The sequence below is a fragment of the Pseudomonas corrugata genome (assembly GCF_050920615.1).
GTDB lineage: Bacteria > Pseudomonadota > Gammaproteobacteria > Pseudomonadales > Pseudomonadaceae > Aquipseudomonas > Aquipseudomonas corrugata.
In genome coordinates this window covers 4382894-4399233 of record NZ_CP130434.1, presented here as the reverse complement: position 1 = coordinate 4399233, position 16340 = coordinate 4382894, and the positions used below count along the sequence as shown (strand labels likewise).

16 protein-coding genes are annotated in these 16340 nt (G+C 62.2%); 9 read left to right on the top strand and 7 right to left on the bottom strand.

All coding sequences use genetic code 11. From position 1 onward, the window contains the following. Positions 1-90 precede the first annotated feature (90 nt). Positions 91-993 (bottom strand): LysR family transcriptional regulator, encoded by a 903-nt coding sequence (locus tag QZH45_RS19190; protein ID WP_055135777.1) that lies wholly within the window; start codon positions 991-993, stop codon positions 91-93. A 100-nt stretch (positions 994-1093) separates the two neighbouring features. Between QZH45_RS19190 and QZH45_RS19185 the strand changes: the two genes are divergently transcribed. Further along, entirely contained in the window at positions 1094-1957 is an 864-nt protein-coding gene (locus QZH45_RS19185) for an aldo/keto reductase family oxidoreductase (protein ID WP_055135776.1), read from the top strand. 33 nt (positions 1958-1990) lie between these two features. Here QZH45_RS19185 and kefC read toward each other — a convergent pair whose 3' ends face one another. After that, complete coding sequence (gene kefC / locus QZH45_RS19180) at positions 1991-3817, bottom strand: glutathione-regulated potassium-efflux system protein KefC (protein WP_053190889.1); 1827 nt, start codon at positions 3815-3817, stop codon at positions 1991-1993. Position 3818: 1 nt separating this feature from the next. After that, positions 3819-4340 carry a glutathione-regulated potassium-efflux system oxidoreductase KefF gene (gene kefF, locus QZH45_RS19175; protein ID WP_024779259.1) on the bottom strand — a complete coding sequence of 174 codons (522 nt, stop codon included), beginning with the start codon at positions 4338-4340 and terminating at the stop codon, positions 3819-3821. Between the two features lie 334 nt (positions 4341-4674). Between kefF and QZH45_RS19170 the strand changes: the two genes are divergently transcribed. Beyond that, entirely contained in the window at positions 4675-5154 is a 480-nt protein-coding gene (locus QZH45_RS19170) for a VOC family protein (RefSeq protein ID WP_024779258.1), read from the top strand. A gap of 132 nt (positions 5155-5286) precedes the next feature. On the opposite strand, the gene QZH45_RS19165 is transcribed toward QZH45_RS19170, so the two are convergent. After that, positions 5287-5685, bottom strand: coding sequence for a RidA family protein (locus QZH45_RS19165; RefSeq protein ID WP_024779257.1), 399 nt, complete (start codon positions 5683-5685; stop codon positions 5287-5289). 134 nt (positions 5686-5819) lie between these two features. Here QZH45_RS19165 and QZH45_RS19160 point away from each other — a divergent pair, with 134 nt between their 5' ends. The 3 genes from QZH45_RS19160 (at position 5820) to QZH45_RS19150 (ending at position 8002) form a co-directional block, all read left to right on the top strand. Next, complete coding sequence (locus QZH45_RS19160; protein WP_055135775.1) at positions 5820-6746, top strand: LysR family transcriptional regulator; 927 nt, start codon at positions 5820-5822, stop codon at positions 6744-6746. Positions 6747-6803: 57 nt separating this feature from the next. Continuing rightward, the gene (locus tag QZH45_RS19155; RefSeq protein ID WP_055135774.1) at positions 6804-7544 is read left to right on the top strand and encodes a CPBP family intramembrane glutamic endopeptidase; all 741 of its coding nucleotides are present in this window, start codon (positions 6804-6806) and stop codon (positions 7542-7544) included. Between the two features lie 68 nt (positions 7545-7612). Next, the gene (locus tag QZH45_RS19150; protein WP_055135773.1) at positions 7613-8002 is read left to right on the top strand and encodes a GFA family protein; all 390 of its coding nucleotides are present in this window, start codon (positions 7613-7615) and stop codon (positions 8000-8002) included. A gap of 5 nt (positions 8003-8007) precedes the next feature. Here QZH45_RS19150 and QZH45_RS19145 read toward each other — a convergent pair whose 3' ends face one another. The 3 genes from QZH45_RS19145 to QZH45_RS19135 all read right to left on the bottom strand — a co-directional run bounded on the left by QZH45_RS19145 (position 8008) and on the right by QZH45_RS19135 (position 11168). Next, entirely contained in the window at positions 8008-9465 is a 1458-nt protein-coding gene (locus QZH45_RS19145) for an aldehyde dehydrogenase family protein (RefSeq protein ID WP_055135772.1), read from the bottom strand. A gap of 190 nt (positions 9466-9655) precedes the next feature. Beyond that, positions 9656-10042, bottom strand: a complete 387-nt coding sequence (locus tag QZH45_RS19140; protein ID WP_024779247.1) for a RidA family protein — start codon at positions 10040-10042, stop codon at positions 9656-9658. After that, complete coding sequence (locus tag QZH45_RS19135; protein WP_055135771.1) at positions 10032-11168, bottom strand: DSD1 family PLP-dependent enzyme; 1137 nt, start codon at positions 11166-11168, stop codon at positions 10032-10034. The genes QZH45_RS19140 and QZH45_RS19135 overlap by 11 nt, the downstream gene beginning before the upstream one ends. A gap of 94 nt (positions 11169-11262) precedes the next feature. Between QZH45_RS19135 and QZH45_RS19130 the strand changes: the two genes are divergently transcribed. From QZH45_RS19130 to QZH45_RS19115, 4 genes are all read left to right on the top strand, one after another. Next, complete coding sequence (locus tag QZH45_RS19130) at positions 11263-12147, top strand: LysR family transcriptional regulator (RefSeq protein WP_024779245.1); 885 nt, start codon at positions 11263-11265, stop codon at positions 12145-12147. A 472-nt stretch (positions 12148-12619) separates the two neighbouring features. Next, positions 12620-13288, top strand: a complete 669-nt coding sequence (locus QZH45_RS19125) for a haloacid dehalogenase type II (RefSeq protein WP_024779244.1) — start codon at positions 12620-12622, stop codon at positions 13286-13288. A 37-nt stretch (positions 13289-13325) separates the two neighbouring features. Further along, positions 13326-14600 carry an NAD(P)/FAD-dependent oxidoreductase gene (locus tag QZH45_RS19120; protein WP_053190922.1) on the top strand — a complete coding sequence of 425 codons (1275 nt, stop codon included), beginning with the start codon at positions 13326-13328 and terminating at the stop codon, positions 14598-14600. Positions 14601-14687: 87 nt separating this feature from the next. Beyond that, a complete protein-coding gene (locus tag QZH45_RS19115) occupies positions 14688-16331 on the top strand; it encodes an ABC transporter substrate-binding protein (protein ID WP_024779242.1) in 1644 nt (547 codons plus the stop codon). Positions 16332-16340: the final 9 nt, after the last annotated feature.

Genomic DNA, 16340 nt, shown 5'->3' with positions numbered 1-16340 from the left:
GTGCAGGGGCTTTGTTCGAAAAATCTTCGGGGCGCGGGACGAGCGGCTGTAGTCGTTACCACGAGGCAAGACGAGCGGTGCAACGAGGAGTCAGTGGCTCCGGTTCTCGTTGATGAAATCCACAAAAGCCCGCAACGGCGAGGGCAGGTAGCGGCGACCGGGGTAATAGAGGTACGGTCCACTGAAAGCCTGCCACCAGGGCTCCAGCACCGGCACCAGCGCGCCACTGTCCAGGTAGGGCTTGAGCCAATCCTCGAACAGGTGGATCACCCCCAACCCATCCAGTGCGGCTTTTATGGCCAGATCCACCGCGCCTGCCACGCGGAAAACCAAGGGACCGCTCGGGTCCACGCTGATGGTTTCGCCGTCACGTTCGTATTCCCAGAGCGGCATGGCGCCACTGGGGAACTTGCCCCGCAGGCAGGCATGCTGGAGCAGGTCCCGAGGGTGCTCGGGGCATCCCCTGGCCTGGAGGTAGGCCGGTGAGGCAGCCGTTGCGAAACGCTGCAAGCGTGGACCAATGGGAATGGCGATCATGTCCTGTTCAAGGCGATCATCGTAGCGGATACCGGCATCACAACCGGCCGCGAGCATGTCGACGAAACTTTCTTCGGTGACGATCTCCAGGCGAATGTCGGGGTAGCTTCTCAGAAACGGAGTGATGATCGAGGGCAACACCAGCGTCGCTGCACTGACCGGCACATTCAGCCTGAGGGTGCCCGAAGGACGGTCACGGAACTCGTTGACCACGTCCAACGCGGATTCGACTTCACCCAGGGCTGGCACGATACGCTCCATCAGCCGAGCGCCGGCCTCGGTCGGCACCACGCTGCGGGTAGTGCGGTTGAGGAGGCGCACACCGAGCCGGCTTTCCATCCGTCGTACCGCATCACTGAGGCTGGAGGCGGATTTGCCGCTCAGCCGGGCGCCTTCCCGAAACCCCTTTGCGTTGACCACGGCCACGAAGGACAAGAGGTCTTGAATATCCGTCATAGTGTTCTCTGTGCCGTACAACCCGTTCGGATTGCACCTGATTATCAGTGGAGTGGTCAACGCCTATAGTCGGCTCATGCATTAATCCAGGGGGTACGTGATGAGCAGGGCAGACAAGGCAGGGAGTTTTTTTCTGGGCGACCGCAAGGTCAATCGCATGGGCTACGGCGCGATGCAATTGGCGGGGCCCCACGTGTTCGGGCCACCGAAGGACCCGGCAGCGGCTGTCGCGGTGCTGCGTGAAGCTTTGGCCGCCGGGGTCAACCATATCGATACTGCTGACTTCTATGGCCCCCATGTCACCAACCGTCTGATTCGCGAAGCACTGCACCCTTACGCCAGTGATCTGGTGATCGTTACCAAGGTGGGTGCAGTTCGTGGTGCTGACGCCTCGTGGAATCCCGCCCTGAGCCCCGTCGAGTTGACCCGGGCCGTTCACGACAACTTGCGCAACTTGGGCATGGATGCATTGGACGTGGTCAACCTGCGGGCCTGGGGCAACATGCAAGCGCCCACGGAGGGCTCCATCGAGGAGTCCTTCTGCACACTGGCGGACTTGCAGCGCCAGGGTCTCATCCGCCACTTGGGGCTGAGCAACGTCACGGCTGCGCAGGTCAAGCAAGCCCAGGGCATTGCCAACGTGGTGTGTGTGCAGAACCACTACAACTTGACTCATCGAGGTGACGAGCAACTTATCGCTGACCTGAATCGACAGGGCATCGCCTACGTACCGTTCTTTCCACTGGGTGGCTTCACACCGTTGCAATCGCAGGCCCTTTCAAGCGTCGCGGCACGCCTGGAGGCATCACCGCTGTGCGTGGCGCTGGCGTGGTTGCTGCAACGTGCGCCGAACCTGCTACTGATTCCTGGTACATCGTCAGTGGCGCACTTGCGGGAAAACCTCACGGCCAGCGAACTGCGGATCCCGGTGCCGATGCTGGCCGAGCTGGACGCGCTGGCCTGAGCCGCCCGGAACGTCTTCGTCCGTTGGGTGACCTCAGCTACGCGCCTCATCCGTCTCGTTGAGGTGATGTTCAGGCCAGCGGTCGGCGGGACGTGCGCGATCTTCGTTGAACATGTCCGTGAGCAGCGCGTTGGCGCGGCGGTAGGCGTCGTGGCGGAACTTGAGGTCATCCTCTGGCTGGGCGACTATTTCCTCCAGCATTCGCAAGTTCAGGCGACGGAACTGATCCGCCCGTTCGCGCGCCTCGTAAGCCCCGACGCCCATCTGCATCAGCGCACGTCGGCCCAATGACAGCGCGCTCTCGAAGGTTTCCCGTTCGGCCGCCTCCACCCCCATCTGCCGCAGGGTGATCAGGTGTCCCATGTCCCGCGCCCGCACGATCAGCTTCAGCGTGGGGAAGTGCTCCTGAACCAGCCGGGTCAGCGCCAGGTTGTCCTGCTGATCGTCAATGGCATTGATCAGCACAACGGCCTGGGCCGCGCCGGCCGCATGCAGCAAGTCGAGGCGCGTGGCGTCGCCGTAGAAGACTTTCACGCCGAATTTACGCAGTGTCTCGATGTTGTCGGGGTCGTGATCCAGTACCACCACCTCGACGCCGCAGGACATCAGCAAACGTCCGGCGATCTGCCCGAAACGACCGAACCCGGCAATGATGATGCGTGGGTTCTGCTGATCGACGAGGTCGGATTCCTCGCGGTTTTTCTGGGTGACGGACTCTAGTCGACCCAACAGCAGGATCAGCAAGGGGGTCAGGCACATGGACAGGGCCACCGCCAGCGTCAGGCTCTTGCCCCATTGATCGGTCAGGATGTCGGCCAGCGTCGCGGCACCGAACACCACGAAGGCGAATTCGCTGCCCTGGCCCAGCAACACCGCCTGCCACGAACGCTGACCCGCGGGTACGTTGAGAAACCGGCTCACCGTCTTGATCACCAGCAGCTTGATCAGGATGAAGCCCAGGGTCAGGGTGGCAACCTTCAACGGCGTGTTGATCAGGGTGCCGAAGTCGATCGACATGCCGACACCGATGAAAAACAGTCCCAGCAGCAGGCCTTTGAATGGCTCAATGTCGCTTTCCAGGGCATGCCGGTATTCGGAACTGGCCAGCAGCACCCCGGCGAGGAAGGCGCCCATGGCCATCGACAGGCCGGCTTCTTCCAGGAGAAAACCGAAGCCGAACACCAGGAACAGTGCCACGGCGCTGAAGATCTCCCGCAGGCCCGAGCGGGCGGCGAAGCGCAGCAATGGCCGCGTCACATAGCGTCCCAGCAGCACGACGACGCTGATGGCCGCAACGATCTTGACGATCGACAGCGCCAGAGCGGTGCCCGACGGTGTTTCACCGTGGGCCGATAGCAAGGGAATCATGGCGACCAGGGGAATGGCCGCGATGTCCTGGAACAACAGCACGGCAAAGCTGCTGCGGCCGACGGCGGTTGCCGTCAGGTTGCGCTCATTCATCGCCTGCATGGCAATCGCCGTGGAGGACAGGCTCAGGGTCAGGCCGACCAGCAACGCGGCCGTCCAGTTCAGACCCAGGGCTTCGCAGAACACCGCGATCGCAGCGCCACAGGCCAGCATCTGCAAGGCGCCGCCACCGAATACCATGCGCCGCAGCGCCCAAAGCCGTTTGGGGTCGAGCTCAAGCCCGATGATGAACAGCATCAGCACGACGCCGATTTCGGCGAATTCCAGGATGGCCTTGACGTCGGTAATGAGCTTCAGGCCCCAGGGGCCGATGATGCACCCGGCCAGCAAGTACCCCAGCACCGGGCCCAGGCCCAACCTGACGGCAATCGGCACGATCAATGTCGCCGAGGCCAGGTAGATGAGCATCTCGATCAGGCTGTGAGTCTCCATTTCAGTCTTCCTTCCAAGAGGCCAGGCGGGCGCGGTAGTGTTCGATTTGTGCGTGTTGGGCCTGAGATTCGGCGGCATAGGCACCGTGGACGACGACCGGATCCAGCCAGCGCATGCGACAGTAGACAGCCGTTGCGTGGAGGGGCTGGGCCAACACGGAGAAGCCTGGGTGCGCACCGATCTCGAAATGGTCCTGACCGCCGCCCGTGCTGACGGCCCACAGCAGGCTCTTGTCCTTGAGGGTCGTGGAGCCTTTGCCGTATGCCCAGCCGTGGGTGAATACCTTGTCGATCCACAATTTCAGCAGGGGCGGCATGCTGTACCAGTACATCGGGTGCTGGAGGACGACCAGTTGTGCCTGTTCGATGGCGCGCTGTTCGGCTTCGACGTCGATGTCGAAATCCGGGTAGAGATCATAGAGGGACCGTACGACCACGTCCGGAAGGCTGCAGGCCCGTTCGAGCATCTGCTGGTTGACCCGTGATTGGTCGGGGTAGGGGTGGGCGTAAACGATCAGGATCATCGGGGCGATTCCAGGGCGGGTCCAGGCCGAAAGGCCGGACATCCTACCGAGGATGGCCCCGGTTGTTCAGGTTTTGTTTGCCAACGGAGTGGCCGGTTCAATGGCAGATGGTGTTGGAGGCGAGATAGCCTGGCGGATTTCGTAAGGTGGCCAGAGTGCCAGGAACGCGATGGCAAGGAGTTGCACCGCGCCCCGATGCACAGATGGTTCATCCTGGCGACCACGTGGCCCTTTCGCCTGCGGCGTCCGATGCGAAAGGCCGTTTATCACCTGATCGATCCCGAAAAAAGTGCGCTGCTAGACTGCACCGACCAATCCCTCTCGGAGAAGCCGGATGAATAACAAGAACAGGATCTGTCTCTGGTACGAAGGCGATGCCGTGGAGGCGGCGCAGTTCTACGCCGCGACGTTCCCGGACAGTGCGGTACACGCCGTCCATCACGCGCCTGGCGACTATCCGTCGGGCAAGGAAGGCGATGTGTTGACGGTGGAGTTCACGGTGATGGGTATCCCCTGCATCGGGCTGAACGGCGGCCCGGTGTTCAAGCATAACGAGTCCTTCTCGTTCCAGGTGTCCACCGATGACCAGGCTGAAACGGACCGTTTCTGGAATGCGATTGTCGGGAACGGCGGTGAGGAAAGTGTCTGCGGCTGGTGCAAGGACAAGTGGGGGCTGTCGTGGCAGATCAGCCCGCGCATCCTGACCGACGCCGTCGCCGGCCCCGACAAGGCCGCCGCCAAGCGCGCGTTCGAGGCCATGATGCAGATGACCAAGATCGACGTTGCAGCGATTGAAGCGGCGCTGAAAGGCTAGTCGGCTGGCGACTGACCCACCGCCATCGCGAGCAGGCTCGCTCCCACAATGGATCTCCGGTGAACCCAATATCTGCACCACACCCAAATCCCCTGTGGGAGCGAGCCTGCTCGCGATGGCGTCATCACTGACTCACCGCCCAGCGTCAGGCAACCTGGCGATCACCTTGATCTCGAACTCAAACCCATACAGCCACGTCACCCCAACCGCCGTCAGTGTCGGGTGCGGCGCGCTGCCCCAGAATTCAGGCACCACTTTCCAGATCGTCTCGAATTTCGATTCGGGATCGACCATGAAAATGGTGACGTCCACCACATCGTCAAAGGTGCAATCGGCGGCGGTGAGAATCGCCTCCAGGTTGGTGAACGCACGCCGCACCTGAACCTCCAGGTCCGGCTCCGGCGAACCGTCGTCGGTGCTGCCGACCTGGCCCGATACGAAAAGAAAACCATTGGACCGGATCGCCGGCGAATAACGGTTGCGCTCGTAAAGCGCTTGGCGTCCAGGTGGGAAAACTACATCGCGCGTCATGGGAACCTCCATCGGGAATCAGTGGGAAATCAACGATGAAGTCACTCTAGGGGCTTGTGTCCGGGCGATAAACGCGCAACCTTGGCGATCACTGTTTGTGAAATCCAAACAATCTGATCGATTACGGAGCAGCAATGGATCGTTTCGATGCGATGCAGGCATTTGCCCGGGTGGTGGAGGCGGGCAGTTTCACCAAAGCCGCCGAGACCCTGCACATGAGCAAGACCACCGTGACCCAGCTGGTGCAGCAGTTGGAGGCACGCCTGCGGGTCAAGCTGCTCAACCGCACGACACGTAAGGTCAACGTCACCGCCCAGGGTGCCGTCTATTACCAACGGGTGTTGCGTTTGCTCGCCGACATGGACGATGCCGAAGCCAGCCTGTCCGATGCCCAGGCATTGCCCAGGGGCCGCTTGCGGGTAGACGTCCCGAGCCCGCTGGCCGCCTTGATCCTGGTGCCGGCGCTGCCGACGTTCCATGCGCGCTACCCGGATATCCAGATCGACATGGGCGTCAGCGATCGCATCGTGGACATCATCGATGAAAGCGTCGATTGCGTGGTGCGCGGCGGCGAACTGACGGACCAGTCGCTGATCGCCCGGCGCATCGGTGATCTCGAGCTGGGCGTCTTCGCGGCGCCGAGCTACCTGGCACGCGTTGGCACCCCGGCGCATCCACGAGACCTCGAAGACTCCCTGCATCGTATCGTCGGCTTCCTCTGGGCCCGCACCGGCAAAGCCGTGCCCTATGCCATGCACAACGCCAATGAACACCTGCACATCAACGGGCGCTACGCCCTGGCCGTCGACGATGGCAACGCCTACCTCGCGGCGGGCCTGGCGGGGCTGGGGGTGCTGTGGCTACCCAAGTACATGTCCAGCCCCCACGAAGCCAACGGCGAGCTGGTACCGCTTTTCGATACGTGGCGCATCGACCCGATGCCGCTCTACCTGGCTTACCCGCCGAACCGGCATATCAGTGCCAGGTTGAGGGCGTTCATCGAATGGATGGTGGAATTGATGGCGCAGCATGCGCCGGTTGCGGATCGTCGTGGGTTGTAAACTGCCAGGACACTCCATCACCGTTGCTCGCTGACTTTCAATGCAAAGGAATGCCGAATGATCGCCGAAGGGTTCGCCGTACTGCTGGACTATTCACTTTATCTGTCACCGGGCCTCGTCCTCCTGGGGCTCTGGTTCGGCTTGACGCCGAAGAGCCAGACCGGATTGCGCATCGCGATTCTGATCCTGGCGTTCGTGCTGATGCGCGACGCAATGACGCCGTTGCGCATGTGGTTCCTCAACGACGACATGCAGATCGGCTTCCTGGCCAATCCGTTCGTGCTGGCTTCGCTGGGAGGGGCGTCGCTGGCGTTGGTCGCGCTGATCCCGCGCTTGTCTCCGGAGTTGTGGCAGCTGGTCGTTGTGTCCAAGGGCAACCGACTGGCTGGACTGGGCCTGGGTATCGTCGCGGGGTGCCTGATCGGTTTGCCGTTGCTGCTTTACCAAGGTGTCGAAGCGGACCTCATTCCAGGCTACTGGACTTGGCTGGCGGGCATGGTGGTGCTGGCCTATGGCGCCAACGCGCTGGAAGAAGTGTTGTTTCGAGGGCTGCTGCAGGGTTATCTGGAGCAGCACGTCAGCGCATTGCGGGCGGCGATGACCAGTGCCGTGGCATTTTCGGCGTGCCACACCTTCCTGGCACTGAGCGTCACCCAACTGGGTTGGCCCGTCCTGCTTTTCACCCTGATCGAGGGGCTGGCGTGTGGGTTGATTCGCATGCGTTATGGGGTCGTGGCGTCGACGATCGCCCATGGGACGGCGATCCTGTTGATTGCAGTGCCGATGGTGGGGCTTTAAGTCAGTTAAACCAGCAGCGTCGGGGGTGGTCGAAGGCTCATATCGCTCGATTGCAGAGGAGACGCACCATGGACCGATTCACCGGCGGCTGCCTGTGCGGCAACGTCCGTTTCGAAGCTTCGGGCCGCCCTTACCGGGTCGGCCTCTGCCACTGTCTCGACTGCCGCAAGCACCATGGCGCGCTTTTCTACGCTGCAGCCATGTTCCCCCAGGACGCGGTGAAGATCGAGGGTGAAACCCGAGACTACGCCGGTCGTTGCTTTTGCCCCCGCTGCGGCTCGCCGGTCTTTGCCCGCAGCGGTGACGAGATCGAAGTGAACCTGGGAAGCCTGGATGCCCCTGACCAATTGATGCCTACCTACGAATGCTGGACCGTGCGTCGCGAGGCGTGGCTGCCGACGTTTCCGTTGACACGCTACGAGCATGATCGTGCCGGAAAAGGGCGGTCCGAGGAGTAGGGCGATCAGCCAAACCCGATGATCGCCTTGATCTCCAGATACTCCTCGAACCCGTGGACTCCGTATTCACGGCCATTGCCTGAGCGCTTGTAACCGCCGAACGGCGCCAACGGGTTCCACGCCGGGTAGTTCAAGAGTACTTGCCCGGCGCGGATGCGCGAGGCCACGGTACGTACAGCTTCAAGGTCCTGGCCTTGCACATGGGCACTGAGGCCGTAGACGGTGTCGTTCGCGAGGGCGATGGCTTCTTCCACTGTGTCATAGGGGATGAGGCACAGCACCGGGCCAAAGATTTCTTCCTGGGCGATGCGCATGGCGTTATCCACCTCGGAGAAGACCGTTGGGCGGGCGTAGAAGCCTTTCGCAAAACCCGGCATCCGTCCTGGGCCGCCGCAGAGGAGCTTGGCGCCCTCTCTCAGGCCCGCCTCGATCATCGTCTGCACACGATTGAACTGGGCTTCGTTGGCGATGGGCCCGAGTTGCGTTTCTTCCGACCGGGGATCGCCGACGATGATTCCGTCGACGGTGGCGGTGACCAATGTTTCGACTTCCTCCAGCCGGTTCCTGGGCACGATCATCCGAGTCGGCGCGCTGCAGGACTGGCCGACGTTACGGAACGCCGACATCACCCCAGGCGGCACGGCCTTGGCAAAATCGGCGTCGGGCAAGAATACGTTGGGCGACTTGCCGCCCAGTTCCTGGGTGACACGCTTGACCGTCGGGGCGGCGGCCTGGGCCACCAGCGCGCCTGCGCGGTTGGAGCCTGTGATGGAAATCATGTCGATATCGGGGTGTGCGGCCATGGCTGCGCCGACGTCCGCGCCGCTGCCATTCACCAGGTTGAAAACGCCCGGCGGCAGACCCGCGTCATGCAGCAACTGGGCGAACAGCAGGGCGCTCAAGGGGGACAGTTCGCTGGGCTTGAGCACCACGGTGCAGCCGGCGGCAATCGCCGGGGCGACTTTGGCGGTGATCTGGTAAAGCGGCCAGTTCCACGGCGTGATGAGCCCGCAGACGCCAATGGGTTCGCGCTCGATGGCCGTACCGTTTTCTACCTTGCGGAAACTGTAGGTGGACAGCAGGTCACGGGCGACCCGAACATGCTCGGCCGCCAGCGGCACCTGCATCGTCCGTGCGAAACCGATGGCTGCGCCCATCTCCAGGGAGATCACCTGGGCCAGTTGTTCTTTTCGTTCAAGGATCAGTTCATGGAGCTTGTCCAGGACCTGGGCACGGGCTACGGCCGGGGTCGCGGACCAGCCGGGAAACGCTGCTCGTGCCGCTGCCACCGACCGGTCCACGTCTGCGGAGGAGCCTTGGGCGACTTCGGCGACCACCTCTTCGGTGGCCGGGTTGATCACCGGCAGCGTGGTCGGATACGCCGGCAACGACCAGGCGCCATTGATATAAAGCTGCCCCAAAGTCTGTGGGTCGAGGTAGCTGTCAGAAGATCGGGTTGTCATGCAACGGGCTCCCATAGAGCAGTGAGGACATTGCCAGCAGCAGATCGTGAGGCTGTGCCTGCTCAAATAAACTAACAAAGCGACCCTGACGGGATGTGCCGTTCTTGAGGTTGGCAAAGGAGAATCTGCTGTATCTGCCGGGCTAACCGGACAAAACGCGCACTGCGCTCACCTGAGCCCCTGCTGCGCTTCATATACGGGCCAGCGCTTCGATTTCGATCAGGTAGCCATGGTGCAAGGCCGGAACCGGCACCACGGCGCGTGCGGGGCGGTGCTCACCGAGATAACGGGCGTAGACACGGTCGAAAGCCGACCAGTGTTCGATGCCCGCAACGTAGACGGTCACCTTCAGCAGATCCCTTGGCTGTCGGCCGGCCGCCGCAAGAATTGCCAATAGATTATCCAGTGCGATGGCGACCTGTATTTCGAACGGTTGGTGGACACTATGGCTGCCATCGGCTCGCACCGGCAGTTGTCCGGATATGTACAAGACGCCGTGGTGCGCCACTGCCTGGGCGTAATGGCCGCCTGGCAACGCGGCATCGGTCGTGCGGATTGTCTCGATTTCACCAGCCATGCAGGCGACTCCAGATCTGGACTTCGCCGGTGGCATCACAGGCGCAGTAGTGGGGGAACTGTGCGCCGGTGGCACAGGCGTGGTTGGGCAGGATGCGCAGGCGGCTGCCGATGGGATAGCGCGCGGTGATATCGACGTGCTCGGCACGTGACAGGGTGACGATGCCGTGTTCCTGATTGGCGCCGGTCAGCAGTGCGCCTTCGATCCAGTCGCCGGCGTCGGTGCACACCTGCCCATAGCCGAAGTCATGCTGCTGGCGCTGGGTACCCCGGTCGCGACTCATTGCCATCCAACCGGCATCGGTGATGATCCAGCCTTTATCCGGTTGATGACCGATGACGCTGGTCAGCACACTCAGCGCCAACTCATCCTGCCGACAAACGCCGACGTTGTGCATCACCAGATCGAAGAAGACATAGACACCGGCCCGAACCTCGGTAACGCCTTCCAGATTCAATGCCGACAGGGCCGTGGGCGTCGAGCCGATGCTGACCTGCGGACAGGCCAGTCCGGCGGCGCGGATGCGCTGGGCCGCGCTGACGCAGACCTGCCGCTCCTGTTCGGCCAGGGCTTGCAGCGCCTCGGGGGTATCCAGCTCGTAGCTGGATCCGGCATGGGTCATGACGCCGCAAAGCCGCTGTCCACCTTCGTCGAGGGCTCGTGCGATATCGACGAGTGCAGCGTCTTCGATGCGCACGCCGGAGCGATGGCCGTCGCAATCGATCTCGATCCATACATCGAAGGATTCGTCGTGAAGCTGGCCGAAATCGACAATCGCCCGGGCTGCCACCAGGCTGTCCGTCAGGATGCTCAGCTGGCAGCCTTTGCGCCTGAGCGCCAGGGCCTGGTCCAGTTTGCCGGGCACGATGGCCACGGCATAGAAAATGTCCTGGATGCCGTTGGCGAAGCAATGCTCAGCTTCCTTCAAGGTGGACACCGTGACCCCGCTGGCACCCGCGGCGATCTGGGCCTGTACCACCGGCAGGCATTTGCTGGTCTTGATGTGGGGGCGCAAGCGCACGCCCAAGTCGTCCATGCGTTGTTGCATGCGCTGGATATTGCGTTGCATGCGGGGCCGATCGATGAGCGCGGCGGGGGTGTCGAGGGAAGCGGTCGAGGCTGGCATGGCAGGGTCCGGTGGTGGAAGACGGAGTCGACTCTACTCAGGCGTCGTGAAGTCATGGTTCAATGCGGTGTCATCAATCATTAAGTTGAACTGAATGATCAGCATCGAAGACCTGCGAATGGCCGCGACACTGGCGCGTTGCGACTCCTTGAGCGCGGCCGCCAGGGCATTGGATGTCTCGCCACCGGCGCTGTCCATGCGCCTGCGCAAGCTGGAAGGCGTCCTCGGGCTGACCTTGGCCAATCGCGATGCCCGGCGCCTGAGCCTGACCGCCGACGGCGAGCGTTTTTCCCGTCAGAGCGCGCTGTTGCTGGAACAGCTTGAGGCCCTCCCCGAGTCCTTCAGGCGGCAGGATGATCAACTGGTCGGCACCCTGAGGCTGGCGGCGCCGTTCGGCTATGGGCGCCAGCGCCTCGCGCCGTTGCTGGCGCGTTTCGCCAGGTTGCATCCGCAGCTGTGCCTGCACCTGGATCTGCGGGAAACGCCTTGGCCGGATCGGCATGACAGCGACGCGGTGATTCACATCGGCAACCTCAGCGACAGCCAGTGGGTCGCCCGGCCCCTCACGCAAAATGATCGATGGTTGTGCGCCAGCCCCGCTTACCTGGCGCGGAACGGCACGCCTTCGGCGCCCGAGCAACTTGTTGACCACCGCTGCATCTGCATTCGTGAAAACGACGAGGACGTTACCTTGTGGCGCCTGCGTAATGAGAAGGGGCAAAAGACGCTGCGGATCAAGCCTGCTTTATTGAGTAACGATGGCAGCGTGGCGCGGCGTTGGGCAGAGGAGGGGCTGGGGTTGGTGCTGCGTTCGCAATGGGATGTCAGTAAAGCCATTGCCGATGGACGCCTGGTACGGGTGCTCGGCGATTGGCAATTCGACAGCGCCCCGATCAACCTGCTGGTGCCTTCGCGCGCGGTACGCAACGCGCGGGTCCAGGCGTTGGTCAGCTTTCTGGAGGCTGAGTTGAAAGCCTGATCGAAGGCGGCGTGCCAGTCAGCCTCTTCGTCGCTGATCCACCGCCATCGCGAGCCGGCTCGCTCCCACTTGGAATCCCGGGGCCATCGCGCTTTGTGATCCAAGCCAAATCCCTGTGGGAGCGAGCCTGCTCGCGATGGCGTCAGCCCGTTCGACAAAGATGCTGAAACGCCCCCGGTTCCTGCGCAGATTCTGCCGCAGACAGCTCGCCGCGGTGCCGTTTGGCGCACCAGAACTGCCCGCAAACCCTCTGAAACAGGGGGGCGACGCCCGTGTCTGGAGCATCCCGCAAAGTCTGCTGAGGGAGCCCTGCAAAACGGTGGTTTGTACCAAGCCGCCACTATTTTTAACGGATTATCCACGGTCTCATGGTGTTGTAATGAAAACGTGATGCAGCGTTGTGCCGGTGCTTAACGAATGGCGCCGATGCTTGCCACGTCCATGCCTTCAACAACCATTCAGGACCGCACTCATGAGCTTTCTTCGACCCAAGTACATCACCTTCGATTGCTACGGCACGTTGACCAACTTCCAGATGGGAAGCATGACCCGCGAGCTGTTCGCCGATCGTGTCGGTGCCGGGCAGATGGATCAGTTCGTCACGGATTTCGCCGCTTATCGCCTGGATCAAGTGATGGGTGACTGGCGCCCCTATGATGAAATCATCAAGACGTCCCTGGCCCGTGTCTGCAAGCGCTGGGGTGTCGAGTATCGTGGCGAAGGCCAGCTCTACTACGATGCCGTGCCTACCTGGGGCCCTCACGCCGATGTGCCGGCAGGTCTGTCGAAAATCGCCGACAAGATCCCCCTGGTGATTTTCTCCAACGCGATGGACGAGCAGATCATGTCCAACGTCGACAAGCTCGGCGCGCCTTTCCATAAAGTCTTCACTGCCCAGCAGGCACAAGCCTACAAGCCGCGCCTGGCCGCCTTCGAGTTCATGCTCGATAACCTCGGCTGCGGGCCGGAAGACGTGCTGCATGTATCGTCGAGTTTCCGTTACGACCTGATGTCGGCCCACGACATGAAGATCAAGAACAAGGCCTTCGTTGCCCGTGGTCACGAACAGCCAGGAAACGCGATCTACGGCTACCACCAGATTCCCGATATCGGCGGTCTGGCTGGCCTGGTCGGTCTCTGAGACACGCGCACACTCTTCAAGGTGAAAGGGGTTAGACATGGGCAGTGAGTCCTATTGGCTCGATACCGCACCGGCCTTTACAGGTGCCCAGCTCGGCGGGTTGCCGGGGCAGGTCGATGTCGCGGTCGTCGGTGGCGGTTTCACCGGGCTGGCCGCGGCCCGTGCCCTGGCCTTGAAGGGGGCCAGCGTGGCGGTGCTGGAGGCGGGACGGGTGATTGGCGAGGCATCGGGGCGTAACGGCGGGCATTGCAGTACCGGCGTAGCTCAGGACTACGCAGCACTCACCGCCAGTCTCGGCGCCGATAAAGCGCGGGCCTATTACCAGGCTTACGAAAGCGCCGTGCAGAGTGTCGTCGCCCTGGTGGAGCAGGAGGGGATTGCCTGCGACCTCAAGCGTAACGGCAAGCTCAAGCTGGCCGCCAAGCCGATGCACTACGAAGGGTTGGCACGCACCTGTGAGCTGATCCGCAAGGAAGTCGATGCCGAGGTCGAACTGCTGTCTGCCGAAGAGACCCGGGCGGAGGTCAAGTCCGACCAGTTTCACGGCGGCCTGCTACAGCGCAATGGTGTGCAGATGCATATCGGGCGCTTTGGCGTTGGCTTGGCCGAGGCCGCCGCACGTCACGGCGCGTTGATTTTCCAGGGCGTGGCCGTCAAGGACTGGAAGGCCAGTGCCGGTGGTTATCAGGTCAATACCAGCAAGGGGGCGCTGCATGCCTCGCAGGTTTTGCTGGCGACTGGCGCCAGTCAGCATGGCGGTCTGGGCTGGTACCGGCGGCGAATCGTCCCGGTGGGCAGTTTCGTGATCGCCACCGAAGTGCTGCCCCAGGCGCTGATCGACAACTTGCTGCCGGCGCGCCGCTCCTATGTCACCAGTCGCATGATCGGCAACTACTTCCGCCTGACCCCGGACAACCGCCTGCTGTTCGGTGGTCGTGCGCGGTTTGCGATGTCCGACAGTGTTTCCGATGCCAAGAGCGGCAAGGTGCTGCAAGCGGCGATGGTGCAGATGTTCCCGCAACTGGCCAACGTCAGGATCGACTACTGCTGGGGCGGACTGGTGGACATGACGTCCGATCGGCTGCCTCGGGCCGGCCAGCATGGCGGGGTGTATCACTCCATGGGCTATAGCGGCCATGGCGTGCAGATGTCGGTGCACATGGGGCAGGTCATGGCCGAGGTCATGGCCGGCAAGGTTGAGGCCAATCCCTGGCGCGAGCTCGATTGGCCGGCCATTCCCGGGCATTTCGGCAAGCCCTGGTTCCTGCCGCTGGTAGGCGCGTATTACCGCCTGCAGGACTACCTGCACTGATCCCTGTGACGTTGTTTTTACGTTTCAACCACGTTGCGTCAACCGTGCGCAACCGAGCCCTCATCATTAGCGAAAGGTAGAACTGACATGACTGACAATAAGAGCAGCACCGATAGCCAGTTGATTACCGGTACAGACAGTCTGCGTGTTTTTGAAGGGCTCAATCGGGGCATGTCGCGCCGCCATGCATTGCAGATGCTGGGGTTGGCCGGGGTGGCTGCGGCGGGCGCCGGCAGCCTGTTCGGCGCCGCCGGAAAACTGCTTGCCGATGACGCCGCGACTCCGGGCAAAGGCAAACCGGGCGGGCGCATTCGCGTTGCCGGTATTTCCAGCTCCACCTCCGATACGCTGGATCCGGCCAAGGGTTCGTCCTCCACGGACTACGTGCGCCATTACATGTTCTATAACGGACTGACCCGCTTCGACAGCCACATGGTGCCGCAACTGGAACTGGCCGAACGTATCGATACCACCGACGCCACGCTCTGGGTGATTACCCTGCGCAAAGAAGTAACGTTTCACAACGGCAAGGGCCTGACTGCCGCTGACGTGGTCTACTCCCTGTTGCGACACAAGGATCCGATCACCGGATCCAAGGTCCTGCCCCTGGCCGAGCAGTTTGCCGAGGTCAAGGCCAACGGCACCCATGAAGTGCAGATCCGCTTGAGTGGCCCGAATGCCGAGCTGCCGTCGATCCTTGCTGTCTCCCATATGCTGATCGTGCCCGAAGGTACCAGCGACTTCAGCCAAGGCGTGGGTACAGGTCCGTTCAAGGTCAAGGAGTTCAAGCCGGGCGTGCGCTCCATCGGTGCACGCAACACAAACTATTGGAAACCCGGCTTGCCGTATCTGGACGAGATCGAGTTCATCGGCATCGCCGACGAACCGTCCAGGGTCAATGCGCTGCTCTCGGGCGACGTGCAGATCATCAACGAAGTCAACCCACGGTCGACGACGCGCATCAAGGACAGCACCACCCACCGAGTCGTGGACTCGCCATCGGGTAACTACACTGATTTGATTATTCGCCAGGACCAGATGCCAGGCCAGCGTCCGGAATTCACCGAAGCCATGAAGCTGCTGCTGGACCGGGAGCAGGTCAAGTCAGCAATCTTCCGCGGGTTTGCCCGGGTCGGCAATGACCATCCGATTGCCCCTGGTTCGCGTTTCTACAATGCCGACCTGCCGCAACGGACCTACGATCCGGAGAAGGCGCGCTTCCTGCTGAAGAAGGCCGGTATGGAAAGCATCAGCATGCCCGTCATGTGCTCGCCGGCCGCCACCGGTTCGGTGGACGTTGCCGTGTTGCTGCAGCAATCGGCCAAGGAGGCCGGGCTCAAGCTCAACGTCAATCGTCTGCCGAGCGACGGCTACTGGTCCAACCACTGGGCCAAGCATCCGTTGAGCTTCGGCAACATCAACCCACGGCCCAACGCCGACATGCTGTTCTCGCAGTTCTTCCAGTCGACGGCACCGTGGAATGAGTCCGGTTGGAAAAATGCCCAGTTCGATCAGCTGTTGATACAGGCACGGGGCGAAACCGACGAGGTCAAACGCGGCAAGATGTACGCCGACATGCAGACCCTGGTGCATGATCACTGCGGTATCGGCATCCCCGTGTTCATCAGCAACATCGATGGCGTCGACCAACGCGTGAAGGGCTATGGCACCAACCCGCTGGGCGGCTTCATGGGCTACATGTTCGCTGAGCAGGTCTGGCTGGACGCTTGATGAGCGCCG

Excerpts from the sequence above, each read along its gene's own strand:
- QZH45_RS19125 (WP_024779244.1), top strand. The coding sequence starts at position 12,620 with ATGAGCTTTCTTCGACCCAAGTACATCACCTTCGATTGCTACGGCACG.
- QZH45_RS19155 (WP_055135774.1), top strand. The coding sequence starts at position 6,804 with ATGATCGCCGAAGGGTTCGCCGTACTGCTGGACTATTCACTTTATCTG.
- QZH45_RS19115 (WP_024779242.1), top strand. The coding sequence starts at position 14,688 with ATGACTGACAATAAGAGCAGCACCGATAGCCAGTTGATTACCGGTACA.
- kefF (WP_024779259.1), bottom strand. The coding sequence starts at position 4,340 with ATGATCCTGATCGTTTACGCCCACCCCTACCCCGACCAATCACGGGTC.
- kefC (WP_053190889.1), bottom strand. The coding sequence starts at position 3,817 with ATGGAGACTCACAGCCTGATCGAGATGCTCATCTACCTGGCCTCGGCG.
- QZH45_RS19185 (WP_055135776.1), top strand. The coding sequence starts at position 1,094 with ATGAGCAGGGCAGACAAGGCAGGGAGTTTTTTTCTGGGCGACCGCAAG.
- QZH45_RS19160 (WP_055135775.1), top strand. The coding sequence starts at position 5,820 with ATGGATCGTTTCGATGCGATGCAGGCATTTGCCCGGGTGGTGGAGGCG.
- QZH45_RS19140 (WP_024779247.1), bottom strand. The coding sequence starts at position 10,042 with ATGGCTGGTGAAATCGAGACAATCCGCACGACCGATGCCGCGTTGCCA.
- QZH45_RS19190 (WP_055135777.1), bottom strand. The coding sequence starts at position 993 with ATGACGGATATTCAAGACCTCTTGTCCTTCGTGGCCGTGGTCAACGCA.
- QZH45_RS19165 (WP_024779257.1), bottom strand. The coding sequence starts at position 5,685 with ATGACGCGCGATGTAGTTTTCCCACCTGGACGCCAAGCGCTTTACGAG.
- QZH45_RS19135 (WP_055135771.1), bottom strand. The coding sequence starts at position 11,168 with ATGCCAGCCTCGACCGCTTCCCTCGACACCCCCGCCGCGCTCATCGAT.
- QZH45_RS19150 (WP_055135773.1), top strand. The coding sequence starts at position 7,613 with ATGGACCGATTCACCGGCGGCTGCCTGTGCGGCAACGTCCGTTTCGAA.
- QZH45_RS19145 (WP_055135772.1), bottom strand. The coding sequence starts at position 9,465 with ATGACAACCCGATCTTCTGACAGCTACCTCGACCCACAGACTTTGGGG.
- QZH45_RS19170 (WP_024779258.1), top strand. The coding sequence starts at position 4,675 with ATGAATAACAAGAACAGGATCTGTCTCTGGTACGAAGGCGATGCCGTG.
- QZH45_RS19120 (WP_053190922.1), top strand. The coding sequence starts at position 13,326 with ATGGGCAGTGAGTCCTATTGGCTCGATACCGCACCGGCCTTTACAGGT.
- QZH45_RS19130 (WP_024779245.1), top strand. The coding sequence starts at position 11,263 with ATGATCAGCATCGAAGACCTGCGAATGGCCGCGACACTGGCGCGTTGC.